This is a genomic window from Staphylococcus ureilyticus, assembly GCF_002902235.1.
GTDB lineage: Bacteria > Bacillota > Bacilli > Staphylococcales > Staphylococcaceae > Staphylococcus > Staphylococcus ureilyticus.
On sequence record NZ_PPRL01000032.1, the window covers coordinates 1 to 17,663 of the forward strand.

The following is a 17,663-nucleotide window of genomic DNA, read 5'->3' on the forward strand; positions in this document are numbered from 1 at the left end:
GTTTTTGAGGACTTTTATATATTATCAATTTGACTATAAAAAGTCAATGGTTTATATAAATTTTTGTAACAAACTTTTACAACTATATAACAACACATTTGTTGGTCACAAGAAATCATTTTAACACCAATTCAAAAAATTGCAAGAGAAAAAATGAGTAGAAAACTTTAGTTTTCTACTCACGCTTCTAAAAACCTTATTTTTTTGTTTTGTCGATGATTTGTTTTGCCATTGATTGATATATTTTACCTAGTCGATCTTCTGCTTGGTAAATGGATGGTGCGAAATCTTTTGGATTCCATGATGGTTGCTCTAAAGGTAATTGACCTAAAAGCTCAGTTTGCAACTCATCTGCTAATTTTTCTCCGCCACCCTTACCAAATACATACTCTTTATTTCCAGTTTCTTTACTTTCGAAATATGACATGTTTTCTATGACACCTAATATAGAATGTTCTGTATGTTTAGCCATAGCTCCTGCTCTTGCTGCAACAAAAGCTGCAGTTGGATGAGGTGTAGAAACAATGATTTCTTTACTAGATGGTAACATCGTATGTACATCTAAAGCAACATCACCTGTACCTGGTGGTAAATCTAAAAGCAGGTAATCTAAATCTCCCCATCGTACTTCAACAAAAAAGTTAGTTAACATTTTACCTAACATAGGTCCTCTCCATATAACTGGTGCGTTTTCTTCAACAAAAAATGCCATTGAGATTACTTTAACACCATGTCTTTCAACCGGTATAATCTCTTTGCCGTCTACTTCCGGTTTTTTATCTATTCCCATCATATCTGGAACACTAAATCCATATATGTCAGCATCTACGAGTCCAACTTTTTTGCCTTCTCTTGCTAGTGAAACAGCTAAGTTTACAGCTACAGTGGATTTACCAACCCCCCCTTTTCCAGAAGCGATCGCTATAAATTCAACAGGATTGTCTTTTGATAATAACCCTTCTATAGTTTGTGGTTGGTCATCACTGTTACCTCTATATTGTTCAACAACATCAGATGGCAACTCTTCAAATCTTATCCCAACAGTATTCGCACCATTTTCTTTCAGCACTTCCACAATAGCCATTTGTAAATCTAACTGAGGCTGTCCTCCTAACTGAGCCATTGCCACCTTCACACTTACATGTTCTATCTCATCTTTTGTTGTTACCTCTATGATCCCATCTGTCTCCTTTAAAGGAACATTAATAATTGGATCTTTAAGTTCTCCAACAAGTTCTTTAACTTGCTCTATCGTTAACACAAAGCGTCCCCCTCTATTTTATAAATATATCCATTAATATTCTAACAAACATCACTTAATTTTGCTTTAAGTAGTTTACATTTAGTATAAATATAATCTTAGTAATACAAAAGAAGTTAGCTCAATTTGTTTTAATTCTTAACAACTGGAGCTAACCTCTTTATTTTTTAGACCTTTCGCGTTTTAATTTCGTTAACATCCCTGTTTTCCTTTATAAACAACGCTATGCTAAACCCAATGACAACGAATACACTAATAACTATAAATGAGTAGTCCACACCATTAGCAATCGCTTGTCGTTGTAATAGTTCTTTATTTTCTATACCTCTAGCATTCTGAGTATATACTTTTGTTCCTATTGTCATAACAGTTACCATCAAGGCCGTGCCTAGGGAGCCCGCAGTAACACGGCCAAAATTACTTATTGCAGTTCCATGAGAAATCTCTCTTTTATGAAGTGCATTTATGCCAGCTGTATTTAAAGGCATCATTAAGAGTGAGACTGAAAACATTCTTAAAGCATATACAATAACGAGATACAAATATGAGGTATCGGCGCTTAAAAAACATAACATAATCGAGAAGACAGTCAACAAACTGAAACCAATGATAATTAACGGCCTAGCACCATATTTATCATAAAACTTACCAGTAAATATCGACATGATACCATTAATGATTGCGCCAGGCATGATAACTAAACCCGAAAGAAACGCAGACAATTCTAATGCGTTTTGCACATATAATGGAATTAATAAAGCTGGACCTATCATAGACATCATTACAATCATGGATGTAATTGTAGTTAACGTAAACACTCTGTTTTTGAATACAATTAAGTTTAGTAAAGGATTAGGGACCTGCAATTGTCTTTTAATAAATACCTAGATAATAAATAGGCTGACAAGTAATGAAACAATAACAATTGGACTATCAAAACCTAGATTACCAGCACTACTAAACGCATAAAGCATCAATCCAAACCCAAATGTTGAATAGATTACGGAACGTTTGTCCAATTTCGTATCTTTTGTCGTATTATAACTTTTAATAAATATAGCTCCAAAGATAAAACCAATCAATGATACTCCTACAACAATAATGAACGGCATTCTCCAACTCGACAAGTCAATAACTAGACCTGAAAGGGTTGGACCTATCGCTGGTGCAAATTGAATAACTAGTCCTGCGAGCCCCATTGCAAACCCACGCTCATTTTTGGGAAACAACATAAATAATGTAAATTGCATTAGAGGCATAATGATACCCGCCCCTATAGCTTGAATCACACGTGCTAACATTAAAATACCAAATGAAGGCGCTATGGATGCAATGATTGAACCAAGTAAAAAGATACCCATGGCTATCAAATATAACGGTCTTGTCTTAACTCTATCCATTAAGAAAGCTGTCAGTGGAATCATTACTCCATTTACTAACATAAAACCAGTTACTAACCATTGCGATTTACTTTCGTTAATATGAAGCCCTTTCATTATTTGAGGCAATGCTGTATTTAATAGTGTCTGATTTAATATAGCAATAAAAGCACTGATAATCATAACCGCAACAATCATGTTTCTATTTGTTTTAGACAAATTTTCTACGGACACTTAATCACCTCTCACCACTTATATCATCGACTATTTATTCTGATTAAGATTTTCGCTATCAGGATAAAAGACTTCTTTACATACAAATAACATACCCATAATTACAACAATTACCCAAAAATCAATATCTATATACGCATAATGAATGTGAACTATAAAATAGAATAGTAATGTGGTAACAGTAAATGTTATTAAATGATACGTTATCCCTTGAAAATAAGGGTTGTCTGGTAGTTTTTTCCTAAAATAATCCATTAAATTTTCAATGATAAATAATGTAAAATAACCCAATACGATATAGCTACCATAATAGATTAAGTTATCATAAAAGCTTTTATTATAACCAAAGTATGCTAGATGAAAAAATATAAGGATACGACTTAATCCATATAAACCAAATCCTAAGAATGCAAGAAATATAGCACCTGAAATGATAAATACCGAAAGTACAATAAGCGTCGTAAATAAATACTTTATATATTTCATTGCTTACTGTCCTCCCTCTCATCTAATTTATTTTTTATTTATTTTACATTAACTCTTAATTAAAAAAACTGTTTCTTATTTTACCATTATAACAACATACACCAAAATACAAAGAAGCAAGTATTAAAATTCACTAAACTTCAATACTTGCTTAATAATTAAAATACATATGACTTTTCATTTTCATTCTAAGAATTGCATTTGTGATTATCTTGTTTATATTGTGTCTGCCAAAGTACAAACAATATAAACAAGATGATAAGACTAAGTATAATCACATTGTGTATCGGTAAATGGATAAATGAAACCGTTAAACCATAAACTGTTCCCATAATTGTAGAACCGATAGAATTACCTAGACTTTTCGTTAATGTATATAGTGACATCATGCGTTTCATATTCTGAGGTGACGTTTCTTCTTGAGTTATTACACTGTCTTTCGTATACACTGTTCCAAAACTAACACCAGCCAGCAATAAACTAAACGCTATAAATATCGGTGTTTTTGTACCTGCGAATATAAAAATGCCACATATTGTTAAAAGAGTAAAAGCAAATATATACAAACCTTTTCTAGACATTTTTGCTTCTAACCTATTTAAATTAAAATTCAACACTAACCAAGCAAAGGAAATTGGAAAAATAACAAATCCACTCTGCAAGGGAGATAGTCCCAGTTCTTCTTGTAGATATATTGGCATATATAAATTATATCCCATCAGTATCATTGCATATAAAAAATCTGTAGTAAAAACGAGTATGATAGTTTTATTAAATTCTTTAACAGGGAAGAAAGGCGCTGCTACACCCTTTTCATTTTTAATTAATATCATACCCATAATAATTGCTATAATAAATGAAAGACAATTTAAATACCACTGACTGTTATTCATTACTGTAAACATTAAAAAGAAAACAAACAGATAAAATAACATAAGTCCTTTCATATCTAATTTATGTGAAGTTGTCGTCTGTTCATGTTTAAAGTGAAACGTAAATACTACCAATAACATGGCGATGATAGCGATAGGTATATTAACGAAAAACAACCAATGCCAAGTAGCTAATTCTAAAATTCCACCACCTAAGACCGGACCTATAATACTTGATATCCCCCATACACTACCGACAATTCCCATAATTTTATATCTTAAAGGAATTGCAAAAGCAAGCTTAGGGACAATTTGGCTCAAAGCCATCATTATTCCAGCACCCAATCCCTGAATAAAGCGCGAGATAATTAAAATACCAAATGTACTACTTATACCTGAAAAAAAACTTCCAATTGTAAAAAATACTAATCCCAAAAGTGTTATGTATATAATTTTAGTGCGATCCAATAATTCACCTACAATTGGATTAGCAATCACAATTGCTATAAAGTAAACTGAAAATATCAGTGATATTGAACCAGTCACATTTAAATCTTCTTTTATAGTTGGCAATGCTAATGAAACGATTGATGTTTCAATTGCAGACATAAACATAATTAATATTAATGCAACAACAACACCAAATGTTTTTATATTCATATTTAATCTCCTAACACGAAACTTTCATTATCAATCATTACTAAATCACTATTTGTGCCTAAGTTCAATAGGTTTCCAGTAAATTACTTCTTTTGCCCTATAAAAATGACTAAAAAGAAAGCGAGAATTAAAATCAAATGAACCATTTTGATTTATCTCCCGCTTCCCTGATTGGCTGTATTTCTTTAATCTCATTAATCTTATAAAATAATAATGTTTTACATTAAAACGTTCCATCTATTCGACCATTACATAAAATATAAAATAGCTATAAAGTGAAACACAGAAGCTATTAAAATAAATAAATGCCAAATCATGTGAAAATACGGTCGCTCTTTTTGTGCATAGAACCAAGCACCTATCGTATAGGCTATGCCACCCAACAATATGAATAACATAAACTTCAAGCTCGTATCGAAAAGAATTGTAGGTAAAAATATTATCCCAATCCAACCCATCACTAAATACATCGTTAAGCTAAGCTTATGATTTACATGTTTAGCCAATGATTTATAGAGTATGCCCCAAATGGTTATGCCCCATAAAACTATCATTGCTGTCCAACCTATCCAACCACCTACTAACACTAGACATACAGGTGTATAGGTACCGGCAATGGCAATATAAATCATGCTATGATCAATGATTCTAAGTATAAATTTGTGCGACGAATGATTAGGCATTGTATGATATACCGTTGAAGATAAAAACATTAAAAAAATACTTATTACATAGATAGAAACACTAAAAGAACCTAAAATACCATGTGCAAAATAACTTTGTAACGCTGCATACGGTAAAGAACATAAAGTTACAAAGGCAGCGACGCCATGTGATACTGCATTACCAATTTCTTCTCCAAATGTTAATGGTATGATATTTTTAAATGTTTTAGTGACTTTATTACTTTTAACCTCTAATGGTTTAGTCATTAGTGTAATCACCTTTTCTTAGATCCTATTTAAACGTTTTAAATCAGCTGTAGCAGTTTCTACACTATCTTTCCCTTCTTTATTCTTTAACGGAGAAAACTCTTCTTCTCTTGGCACTTGTAATGTAAGAAAACTATGTGCATATTGGAAAATATCAAAATAAAATAATTCAAATTTTAAAGCGGGCTTTTCAATAATTCCAAAATCGTCATCCAATTGTTTAAGCTGCTTTACTGCTAAATGATAAGGCAATTTATTATCTACAGCAGCGTTAATAAATTGTAACTTAAACATATGTATACCAATGTTTGCATTATTTAATTGGTTTGCAGTTTCCGCTTCTAGTTCAGAGTATTCAAGCACGGTATCTTTATCCTCATTTTTAACTAACCTTCCAACGCTCTCACCGTGTTTAGGTTGAATCGATTTCGTCGTAATATCCATACTATTTTGGAAAGTGTATCCTGCAAAAAATAAATCTAACACCTTCACTAAAACATTATCAATGTTGTTTAAAAAGATATATTCAACACCATTTTCTGTCATGTCTTCAAGATAGCCTGCTTTTTTCAGTGATTTAAATACACCACCGTTACCATTTGGCGTTTCTAAAATAGAACTATCTACATCTAAAATAAGTTTTCCTTCTTCAGATAATGCAACGATATTATCTTGAATAAAGAAATGAACGTGGTTTTTGTCATATCCAAAATAATTTTTTTCTTCAAAAAACAACTGAGTTTGACTATCATTTATTTTACTTGTCATAATGTACCAATCTACATAAACACCCGTTTGTTCTTTCAATTCTAGTAATTGACGTGCTTGTAATTCAAATAAGCTCACATCTTCAATCTCAAATGCACCCTTAGGTCCTTTGTATCCTAATCGTGTGCCTTGTCCGCCTGCCATTAAAACTACTGCAAATCTTCCTTTTTTAATAGCTTCTAGGCCAACATGTTCAAATTGTTTAATTTCTTCTTCAGAGAAATTTTCTTTGATATCGTATTTCACTTCATTTACTGAAGATATGTCATCTATTATTTGTTTATTTAAATACAAATCACGATATAAATTTTGAATGTAAGTTAAATCTAATTGATCCACTTGACTAGCTAATTGTTCTTTTTCATTATTACTCATTAATTTTTCAAATTCTATTAGATGTTCTTGGTTAAACTTTTCTAACTCTTTCTTATCTAACATGTCCTCTCTCCTTTATATTCAAAATAGATAAAAAATATATCTTATATCTAATAGGAATATATAATTTCACTATATGCACTTTATATTATTACAAATATAATCACAACCATAATCATCATAAATTTAAAAAGAAATGATTAAAGAATGGTTTGAATAATACGTATAGTGCACCTATTGAAAGCGCGCCTGCTAACGATAAGTCTACTAAGCCACCTGTTTTAAAAACTAAGGGGAATTTAATCGTTAACGATATTGGATATAATAACTTTACACCTCTAGGCGTTAACATATCTAGTATAACATGTGAAAGCAAACCAAGGATAATTGAAACTAAATAATACTCTGGTGTTTGAATAATATATAAAAGGATACCAATTATAGAAATAAATAATAACGAGTGTGTGAATGTCCTGTGCCCAAACAGTATACGAACAAAAAAACTTAATACTTTAAATCGCCTGCCGATTCTACTCTGCGTGTGACAAATATCAGGTAATAAGCTTGATATAACTGCAAGTGTCATTATTGTTATCGATGTAAATAAATCTGTTTGATAGTATTCTATAGTTAATGCACCTACTAACAAACCGCATGATGTGTGAGTTTTGCCTGTCATGTTCATTGCCCCTTTTCTCGGCTAAATTTTACCATAAAATTCACAATAACGCGAACATACTTTCGTAAAAGATAAATAGTATGACATAATAATCAAAAGTATCACACAATCACTTGAAAACGATTACTTTTTGTTGTATGCTATAGCTATAAATAATTTAAAGGATGTGTTCACGATATGGCAATGACAGTAAAAAAAGATAATAATGAAGTAAGAATTCAATGGAGAGTCGCTGATATTAAGATTCCAACAAGCGAGATTAAAAATGTTTCACAAGATCAAAATATCCATGCAGTTCCAAAATTAGATAGAGATAAAGTTTCACGTATTGGTTCTACATTTGGAAAAACTAATCGTGTTATCATCGATACTGATAACCATGAATACATTATTTACACACAAAATGATCAAAAAGTTTATAATGAAATTACAAAATAGTAATCACTAAAAGTTAAATTTAGTGAATTTAATTGATTATAAAAAGAAGTGAAATTCTGAAAAATAGGATTTCACTTCTTTTTATATGCAAACACATGAAATAATAAATAAGGGGTTTCAATCAGATAACAGTTTAGTTAAATGCTATACTAAAAATATCAATATGAAAGTAGGTGGAAAATATGTATGTAGTTACTAATCGAATAGATGTTAAGAAAGGGTTTGCTGAAAAGCTAGCTCCGAAATTTACACAAGGTGGAAAAATTCAAGATTTAGATGGCTTTCATCATATTGAAGTATGGTTAATAGACGACGAGACAGATTACGACCAAATGTATGTTAATACGTGGTGGGAAAATGAAGAAGCTTTTAATGGTTGGCTAAAAAGTGATGCTTTTAAAGAGGCGCACAGTCAAAAAAACACTTCTTCACAAGATGAACCATCACCTATTTTAGGAAATAAAATCGTCAAAGCAATTGTTTTAACAGAACTTCACTAATTAAATAAAAAACACACATTTACACACATAAGAAACGTTTTAAAGGTCAATCACTTTTAAAATAATTTCAAATATGCGTTTATGTGTGTTTTATTTTGTTTAATTTAATTAAAATAAAGATGGGCCATTAAGGCAATAATCGGTAAAGCAATGATTGTTCTAATCAAGAAAATAACAAATAATTTAAAAATACTAACTGGGATTTTAGATCCTAAAATCACGCCACCCACTTCAGATAAATAAATCAACTGCGTAATACTTAAAGCACCAATGACAAATAATGTTATGTCATTTCCAACGCCTTCAATTAAAATAGATGGCAAGAACATGTCAGCAAAACCGATTAAGACAGTTTCTGAAGCTTGTGCAGCTTCTGGAATTTGCAATAACTCTAAATATGGAACAAAAGGTTTACCTATAATTCCAAATATTGGAGTATAAGTCGCAATGAGCGTAGCTAAAGTTCCAACACTCATCACAACTGGTAATATAACGAACCACATATCAATAACTGTTTTAAAACCAGATTTAAAGAACGATTTGAATCCTGGTGCTTTGATTCCAGTTTCAGTAGCCATGTCAAAACCATGTCTCAAAGCAGTTTTATTTGCAGGTAACTTCTCAGTACGCATTTCCTCAGATACTTCTTTTGAATATTCATCTTTAATCGTACTCAACGGCCATATTCTAGGTAAAATCAAAGCACATACAATACATGATACAATTACTGATAAATAAAAATAAAAGAAATGATTTTGCATATGTACTGTTTCTGCAACTACAATTGCAAATGTTAATGATACTACACTGAAGGTAGTGGCTATAACTGTCGCTTCACGTCTAGAATAAAAACCACCTTCATACTGCCTACTTGTTATTAAAACACCAACTGTCCCATCACCAATAAATGATGCTAAATTATCCACTGTCGAACGTCCTGGTAATGTGAATAATGGTCTCATGATTGGTCTGAAAATAGGTCCTAATAATTCCAATAAGCCATACTCCATTAATAAAGGTAAAAAAAGCGCAGCAAAGAAAAATACAGATACAAGCGTTGGTAATAAACTTTCAAACACTAAACCACCAGTATCAGCAGAATAAACTGCTTTTGATCCCATTTTTAAATATGTCATCCAGACAAAAATTACGGCTAAAATTCTTAAAATAAGCCAAACAAATTTTACATTAAATGCATTATTCATTAATCCTTCAGGTTGCAATTTATTTTTTAATACCGTCGAACAGATGATAGATAAAACACCTGAAATAGTTATTATTATTACAATGATTAATGGCATCGCATCACCTAATAAATCTTTTAATAAGCCTGCTAAAAATGCCACTGGTAAAGTTGTTTGCTTTTCGCCATCTTCAGTCACAGTTACAGGAATCAAAAATAGTATGATCCCCAAAACTGACATCAAAATGAATTTTAATCTTCCTTTAATAATTTGTGCTTTACTGTAATCGTCCATTTTGTTCACCCCTTAGGTGTGTATATATTTTTATAAACACTTTAAAAGCAACAGCAATAATTATAACCTATTTTGTATAAATATGTAAATCAAATTTTTATGTCTTTTTAATGTCATTATTTTTTATAGATACTAAAAGGGAGTGGAACAGAAATCTATTTTATAAAATAGATTTCGTCGTCCCACCCCTGCAAACATGACTAGAATTGAAAAAATTATAAATTAATTACTTGAGCTGTCGCTCATGCATAAGTCCCTTTAACTCGATAAAAAATGAAGTGGACTTTAATTTTCAGCTCAGTCATTTACTGTCAATATGCAATGAGGCTAATACGAATCTATTGTGTCTCAGCCTCTACTTTAAATGAAAGCGTTTTCTTTTTCAATCTTTTATATATTAAATTTATAATTTTCTTAATAAAAATAGAAAATAAGGCACACCAACAATAGCGACGATAACACCAACTGGAATATCAATTGGCGGGTGAATACCTCTCGCTAGACTGTCACTTATCATTAAAATTAAAGCGCCTAACAAACCAGACATAAATGTAATATGTTTGTGCTTGTGACCAACTAACTGTCTAGCCATATGAGGTGCAATAAGTCCTAAAAAGCTTAGACCCCCAACAACAGATATTGAAGCACCTGCTAGAATAACAGCTAAAAATAAAAGTATTGCCTTTACTTTTTTCACTTTTGCTCCGAGTGCAATCGCTATATCATCTCCTAATGTTAAAATATCTAGTTGATGACAATAATAAAATATCACTGGTAATGTAACAATAAACCAAGGTAATATCACCCACACATTTGACATACTATGACCATATAAGCTACCTGTCAGCCAGACTAATGCCGTATTAGCATCAAGCGGGTTACGTATGAGCATATATTGCACGATTGCTGTACATATCGCACCTATCGCTAAACCAATTAGCGCTAACTTAGAACCTTTTACATTAAATTTTGATATTAATATAGTTAAAATCATACTGATAATTAATGCACCTGCAAAAGAGCCAAACGGTAATATAAATAAAGGCGCTGATGGAAATAACATGATAATTGTAACAGCAGATAAACTTGCACCTTTGGTAATACCAATCACATCAGGGGAAGCTAGAGCATTTCTTACAACGCCCTGTATTAATGCGCCAGAAATGGCAAGGCTACTACCTACAATTAATGCTAAAAACATTCTTGGTGCTCTATATTCGTTAATAATAAAATTATTTTGTGTAAAAAGGCTACTTACTGCTTCAAACGGATTGATGAATACAGCACCTATCGAAAGAGACGCAATCGACGCAATCAATAACAATACTGTGACAAACGAATATCGAAATATGAATGGTCTCATCATAGCCTTCTCACCCCTTTTATTGTAAATGCTAAGAAATAAAAAGCACCTATAAATGACGTTACTATGCCTACAGGTGATTCAAAAGGAAAGGCAATCAATCTGCTTAAAACGTCAGATAATAATAATAAATTTGCGCCGATAATCATTGTTAAAGGAACCATTAATCTATAATCTGTTTGAATATAATGTTTAACGATATGCGGTACAATCAAACCTACAAAACCGATTGGACCTGCAATTGAAACAGAAGTACCTGCCAGTACAATAACTAAGATACCAATAATCATTCTTATTAATTTAACATTTTGGCCTAATGAAGTTGCTAAATCTTCACCTAATTCCATGATTGTCAATTGTTTAGAAATGATAATTGTACAAATAAATGCAAGTATCAACCACGGCAAGATACCTAAAACTTGCGTCCATGTAATCGACGATAAAGACCCTACTAACCAAAACATTACCGTTGATGTAGCATCTTCATTTAATAAGATAATGCCTTGTGTCATGCTTGAAAAAAATAAATGGATAGCCATTCCAGCAAGCGCTAACTTAATGGGTGTCATCCCTTTTGTTGAGCCAGATAATGCATAAACCGTAAGCCCTCCTATAAATGCACCTATAAAAGCGAATATCGTGGCATAAGTCGACAATGAAGGCATGATCATAGTAATCAATACTATAACGAAAGATGCGCCAGAATTTACGCCAAATATTTGAGGAGAAGCCAATGGATTTCTAGTCATTGCTTGCATTAACAATCCTGCTAACCCTAGCGCTGCACCTATGAATAATCCTGCTAACATTCTTGGGATTCGTACATTATGTATTAAAAATGTTTGTTTAGTATGTGAATGCGTTAAAAAATAATCATTAAAATCATTTAATGTAATATGAGATGCTCCTACACTTAAGTTAAAATAAATAATCACAAAAAGCGCACACACACTCACAATAAATGTGAGTGCTGTGCGTTTATTATGTTTCTTATCTTCAGTTTTGGTTTGGTTAATGCTATTAGACTTAGTCATTTACCGTTCACCTTACTTTTGTTGTTTATCATTTTTTTCATCTTTTGAAATCTCTACTAATTGTTTAGCTATCTCTTCAGAAGAAATGATGCCTCGTGCACGAGCCCAAGTATTTCTATCTACAACTGCAATTCTATCATTTTTAACAGCATCTAAACTTTGCCAAACTGGTTCTTCTTCTTGTTTTTTCAAGTTTGGATCATTTTTTCCCTTGTCCACCATGATAAACATGCGTCCTGGATTAATATCTGAAAGTACTTCTGAATTTAGTTGTAAATATGGTCCTTTCAAATATTTAGATAGGTTATCTGTTTCAGTTTTATTAAGCGCGTTGTTAAAGCCTAATTCTTTCAATAATTCACCAACATATGTGTTTTCTGGATGTGCGAGCAAACCAGATTTGGCAATGACTGTCGCTAATACGGGTTGTGATTTATCCATTGTTATTTCTTTCTTGTATTTATCCATTAACTCATTATGTTTTTTTAGTCTCTCTTTTCCTTTATCTTCTTCACCTGTAGCTTTAGCAATTGTTTTAAAAGCATCTAGGTTATCTTTATAATCACTATCAAAGCTTGGTAACATAATCGTTGGGGCAATTTTTTCTAAATCTTTTTGTATACCCTTATGTCTGTTGCTATCTGCAATAATTAAATCTGGTTTCTGATTACTAATTTCTTCCAGATTTGGTTGTTTACGTGCACCCACTGATTGATAATCACCTATTTTTTCACGAATCGGTGCTAAAATCCTCTCTTTTTTTCCATCATCTGCTACACCAACAGGTTTAATATCTAATGCAGCCAATGCATCAACAAATGAAAACTCAAGTGCAACTACACGTTTAGGTTTTTTATCAATGTTCGTTGTTCCCCCATCATGCTTAATCGTTGTGCCGTTTTTACTTTTGTCGTCATTTTTAGATTGGTCAGAACCATTGTCACTAACCTTACCGCAAGCTGCTAACAAGATAAGCGTTACTGTAATTAATAACAGACCCATCCATTTAGATCTCTGCTTCATCGTTTTCACTCCTTAGATATGTATCATTACACATCTAATTTTATTGATAACGATTCTCAATGTCAATAATTTTTTTATTAAAACTTGATAAAAATCAAATTTTATTCAATATTCCCTTAATTTGGGGATAACACATTTTTTCAATGATATCATCACGCTTATAGTCTTTTGGTAAATTAGGCACAAACATACTTTGTGCTAAAGCTTTGTAACCTAAGCTAAACTGAATTCTATCTCCAATATGATAATGTTCATTATTTAACAAATCTATCATAAGGTGATCGCTCGTTGCCCCCAAAACTTTCACTTGATGATGTAATGGTTGAATATCGTTGACGTCTGTGTCTAAATTTCCTATATCTACAATTGCTTGTAAATAATGTTGACCATCATTTACGTTAATGCGTGGCTTAATTTCCACAATTTCTGTCTCTAAAATGATGGCATTTTGATATAAAGTATCAAATGAATGATTCGTCGTCGTTTCAATGCCTCTAAATAAAGTTTCTCCGATCCTTAATTCGTTAATTTTCCCTAAGTCATTATAAAGCATTTGTAATAGCATACTAGAGTTGCCACCTGAGATAACATCGAATTGCATATGCATGACTTCCTCGATTGAAGTTATAAATTGATTAATCAGCTTAACATCTTCTTCAGTCGGAGCAATTGCATTAAAACACATAAAATTAAAAGCCAATCCTTTAAGATAGATATGATGCATGTTAATAATTTCTTTAATATAATCAATCACATCGTAAGTCAACACACCTTCTCTAGCATCTTTCCAATCGACCATTAACAATATATTATGTTTCACATCATAATTACTTGCGATTTCATTGATTTGTCGTATTGTTGCCAATTCAGTTTGAACACTCGTGTCAACGTAATGAACTAAACTTTCTAATTCATTACGGTTACTATTTCTAATTAATGTATAAGACATTGCTTTATCTGTACTTTTTTGAATATTACTGATCCTTGCGTCTGCAACATGTGTAATGCCAATATTTTTAAACATTTCAACGATTTTTTCATCGCCAGCCACACATTTAATCACAGGTGTAAAATCAATATGGTGCTGATTTAAAAGCGCACTTAAAGTCATGGCATTGTACTTAATTTTAGAAAGATTTACTTTGATCTTTGCCATAATTACACCTCTTTACTTAAAGGGTTATCTAAATCTACAGTTAAATAATTTTTAACCTTACCTTCCATTCTCATGCGTAACAATGCTTTTACATTAATCTTGGATCCAAATAAGGTTTGTCGTAATATTTGCGCATGTGCTTTTTGAGGGTCAATAGATTGTTCAACAGCTTCACGCACAAGTTCAAATAATTCATCTGCTTCAATATCTTCATATTGTGTAAAATGATGGATTAGTTCTGACATTTGATTTTGAATGACTGCATGTTGGAATTTTGCGATTACCGCTTCAATATTTTCAGCTATTAAACTTTTATTAGTAATATTAATGTGAGGTAATCGGCCCCTCAACGTATTTAAATCAATCCTTGAGCCTCCTAAATCTCTAATCAAAAATTCCATTTTAAATTCTTGATCCAAATGAACAATGGTATTTTGCATATGTGCTTCTAAAGCAATACCATAATCTTGGATATACGCTATTAATGGTTTTATAAGCGTTAATGCATAATTACTAATAAATGTTTTAATTGAAGCTTTGCTTACTTTTAAACCAAGCCATTCTATATAACTATCAACAATAATTTGATTATCTACAGGGTTTCTGTTGACTAAACTTCCTGTTACTATCGTGAGACCAGTGTTTGAAATTTGTGGCTGATAGCGCACGATACAAGCTAATTGTCGTGCGGTATCTTCATCTGTATCAGCATGTAACCCATAGGGCTCCATAGCGACTTTCAATTGAGGATATACATCCATCATATCTTGTAACTCATAACTTAATTTCGGGCCATCAACGGTGGTTACTGATGAAACAGTTCTCACTGCACTTGTCGCCTGTACATTGATTGGTAACTTGACATGAAAAGTTTTATCGAGCAAATCCATTGTTCTAAAAGACAATGTTGCTTTGGATTCTATATCAAAAGGCGTCGCTAAAAGACGTTGTGTTTCTATCCAATGACCAAATTGTTGTGGAATAACATTTTCATATTGCCATGGATGTACAAGTATAATGCGATAATCTGCTAAATCTAAATCATGTGAAGCTAGAAATACTTTTATTTTATCTTTATATTCAGGAATGACTTGATTGATGATATATTGTTCATCACCTTCCATCGCAGTTGCTATACAAAATTGTTTATGAATAAGCATAATTTTCAATGGAATAATTTTTTCAAATTCCGGCGCATATAATTTAACTTCTTCTTTCGTTAATGGCAGCTTTGTTTTAGTTAAAGGATGCGTAGGATGGCCTTCCTCTACAAGACTTTCAGAATAAATTAAATCATTTACACCATTATTTTCTTTCATATGTTGAAGCCATGTAAAAAAGTTGATGGTCATAGGCATTCTTGAAAATTTCAAACTATCACGAATGTTAGATTGTCTATGCTTAAAATTTTCATAACTCATCGCTAAACCTTCTCGGCTTGATTGTAACTCTGCAGTTAGTCTAGCGCTAATAGGAATATCAAATTGATTTGTTAATATTTCAAGTAATTGTTCCAAAGTTTTAATAGTGACACTTGCATCACCTTTAATATAACGTAGCTCACCCTCAAAAACATAACGCATTAACGGACTCTTTCTTATATAGTTAACAGCTAATGCTTGTCCTTTATATTGTAGTTCTACGCAGTTATCAAAAGATTTAAAAAACATTTTCTCTGGAAAAATATGTTCTTTAAGAATCGCATTAAACATGCGATATTGAATATTTAAATCTGCTGATTTCCATAAATGATGCATCATACAACATTGCCTCCGTTTCTTCTTTGTCTGTTAATCATGCCAAATATTAATGCAATCGTTAAGGTGCTTAATCCCATAATTATAAATGTTTCAATAATACCTATATATTCTGTTAAAAAACTCAAGATCATAGCACCTAAAGGAATCATCCCCCTATCCATCATTACAACACTTAATACCTTCCCTCGATGTTCTGATTTAACACGATGTTGAAAATAAATCCTATTGGTTGTACGCGCCCATTGACTGAACAGGCCGATTAAGAAAATTGAAATAAAAAACAATATCGTATTCTGGCTAATACTACCTAACAAAGAGACGCCAAATAATATCGAACTATAATAATACATCTTCACCATAGGAATATTTTCTAATAAATTAGGTAAAATCATCGTCGCAATAATTCCACCTATTGCGCAACATGTCATCGCTGTCCCAAACATCGTGACTTGTTCAGGGAACGTCTTATCTGTTAAAACTGGTAATAGTGAAGTATATGTAAAACCACTAGCCATGATAAACAAAGATGTTACAAATATCCTTGTGCCCACGCTATTATCCTTAAAATATTCAAACACAAATTTAATACTCATTTGTTTTTCCACTTCATTATAATGCGGTTGTTCAAACTTTAGAGGCAAACATAGTATCAGGGATATTAAGTAACATATCGCTTGTATACTGAAACTTATTTGTGCGTTATAGTTTGCCATTACTAAACCAGCTATAGCAGGACCTATTGATCGACAAATATTAATAATAAATGAATGGTACGAAACCACCTGAGTTGTTGTTAAGCGTTTCGACAAATCTGGTAGCACAGATTGACGTACTGGTGTTTCTATTGCACTCATCATACCTCTACCCAAAGAATATAATAAAAATACTATAATCGGTATATCCCAATCTTGAAAGATTAAGACACACAGTAAAGTGGTAAGTAGAAAAGAGGAAGAGATAGTTATTTTCAGTAGTTTCCCCCTATTATATCGATCTGCTATTGCACCAGCCCATACACTTATGAGCAAAATAGGTACAAGGCGGAAAAATTAATCAGTCCAAGATAAATTGCGTTATGATATAACGAATACACATACCAATTTAAAGTGATATGTCCAATCCAATTTCCTAAAAATAATAGGAAAGAACTTGAAAAAAAGTACTTTGCCATATTTTCACCCGACTTTTTAATTGATAATAATTATCATTATCGATATTATGGATTATACAAATATCCTATACTTTTGTAAAATAATATTTAGAGG

14 protein-coding genes and 2 pseudogenes are annotated in these 17,663 nt (G+C 31.9%); 2 read left to right on the plus strand and 14 right to left on the minus strand.

Annotated features, from left to right (window positions below; genetic code table 11):
- Window positions 1-196: 196 nt before the first annotated feature.
- The 7 genes and pseudogenes from salA to CD150_RS03715 all read right to left on the minus strand — a co-directional run bounded on the left by salA (window position 197) and on the right by CD150_RS03715 (window position 7,646).
- A complete protein-coding gene (salA, locus tag CD150_RS03685) occupies window positions 197-1,261 on the minus strand; it encodes an iron-sulfur carrier protein/transcriptional regulator SalA (RefSeq protein ID WP_046208387.1) in 1,065 nt (354 codons plus the stop codon).
- A 167-nt stretch (window positions 1,262-1,428) separates the two neighbouring features.
- A pseudogene (locus CD150_RS03690) lies at window positions 1,429-2,838 on the minus strand (MDR family MFS transporter).
- 66 nt (window positions 2,839-2,904) lie between these two features.
- A complete protein-coding gene (locus tag CD150_RS03695; protein ID WP_046208389.1) occupies window positions 2,905-3,360 on the minus strand; it encodes a SepA family multidrug efflux transporter in 456 nt (151 codons plus the stop codon).
- Window positions 3,361-3,548: 188 nt separating this feature from the next.
- Window positions 3,549-4,892 carry a multidrug efflux MFS transporter SdrM gene (sdrM, locus tag CD150_RS03700; RefSeq protein WP_103161352.1) on the minus strand — a complete coding sequence of 448 codons (1,344 nt, stop codon included), beginning with the start codon at window positions 4,890-4,892 and terminating at the stop codon, window positions 3,549-3,551.
- A 248-nt stretch (window positions 4,893-5,140) separates the two neighbouring features.
- Window positions 5,141-5,824, minus strand: coding sequence for a PAQR family membrane homeostasis protein TrhA (trhA, locus tag CD150_RS03705; protein ID WP_103161353.1), 684 nt, complete (start codon window positions 5,822-5,824; stop codon window positions 5,141-5,143).
- Window positions 5,825-5,842: 18 nt separating this feature from the next.
- On the minus strand, window positions 5,843-7,030 hold the full coding sequence (locus tag CD150_RS03710) for a UTP--glucose-1-phosphate uridylyltransferase (RefSeq protein WP_073343727.1): 1,188 nt from the start codon (window positions 7,028-7,030) through the stop codon (window positions 5,843-5,845).
- Between the two features lie 115 nt (window positions 7,031-7,145).
- Window positions 7,146-7,646, minus strand: coding sequence for a metal-dependent hydrolase (locus CD150_RS03715; protein ID WP_103161354.1), 501 nt, complete (start codon window positions 7,644-7,646; stop codon window positions 7,146-7,148).
- Between the two features lie 177 nt (window positions 7,647-7,823).
- Between CD150_RS03715 and CD150_RS03720 the strand changes: the two genes are divergently transcribed.
- Together CD150_RS03720 and CD150_RS03725 are read left to right on the plus strand one after the other, a co-directional pair.
- A complete protein-coding gene (locus CD150_RS03720) occupies window positions 7,824-8,084 on the plus strand; it encodes a SunI/YnzG family protein (RefSeq protein ID WP_046208394.1) in 261 nt (86 codons plus the stop codon).
- A 182-nt stretch (window positions 8,085-8,266) separates the two neighbouring features.
- A complete protein-coding gene (locus CD150_RS03725; RefSeq protein ID WP_073343730.1) occupies window positions 8,267-8,584 on the plus strand; it encodes a heme oxygenase in 318 nt (105 codons plus the stop codon).
- A 104-nt stretch (window positions 8,585-8,688) separates the two neighbouring features.
- On the opposite strand, the gene CD150_RS03730 is transcribed toward CD150_RS03725, so the two are convergent.
- The 7 genes and pseudogenes from CD150_RS03730 to CD150_RS03760 form a co-directional block, all read right to left on the minus strand.
- Entirely contained in the window at window positions 8,689-10,062 is a 1,374-nt protein-coding gene (locus CD150_RS03730) for a YjiH family protein (protein ID WP_046208396.1), read from the minus strand.
- A gap of 403 nt (window positions 10,063-10,465) precedes the next feature.
- Complete coding sequence (locus tag CD150_RS03735; RefSeq protein ID WP_073343733.1) at window positions 10,466-11,428, minus strand: FecCD family ABC transporter permease; 963 nt, start codon at window positions 11,426-11,428, stop codon at window positions 10,466-10,468.
- Window positions 11,425-12,459 carry a FecCD family ABC transporter permease gene (locus tag CD150_RS03740; RefSeq protein WP_070037706.1) on the minus strand — a complete coding sequence of 345 codons (1,035 nt, stop codon included), beginning with the start codon at window positions 12,457-12,459 and terminating at the stop codon, window positions 11,425-11,427. The genes CD150_RS03735 and CD150_RS03740 overlap by 4 nt, the downstream gene beginning before the upstream one ends.
- 12 nt (window positions 12,460-12,471) lie before the next feature.
- Entirely contained in the window at window positions 12,472-13,482 is a 1,011-nt protein-coding gene (locus CD150_RS03745; protein WP_046208399.1) for an ABC transporter substrate-binding protein, read from the minus strand.
- 94 nt (window positions 13,483-13,576) lie between these two features.
- Window positions 13,577-14,638, minus strand: a complete 1,062-nt coding sequence (locus tag CD150_RS03750; protein ID WP_073343741.1) for an alanine racemase — start codon at window positions 14,636-14,638, stop codon at window positions 13,577-13,579.
- Between the two features lie 2 nt (window positions 14,639-14,640).
- Window positions 14,641-16,398, minus strand: a complete 1,758-nt coding sequence (locus CD150_RS03755; protein ID WP_073343745.1) for an IucA/IucC family protein — start codon at window positions 16,396-16,398, stop codon at window positions 14,641-14,643.
- A pseudogene (locus CD150_RS03760) lies at window positions 16,395-17,569 on the minus strand (MFS transporter). The gene CD150_RS03755 and the pseudogene CD150_RS03760 overlap by 4 nt, the downstream one beginning before the upstream one ends.
- Window positions 17,570-17,663: the final 94 nt, after the last annotated feature.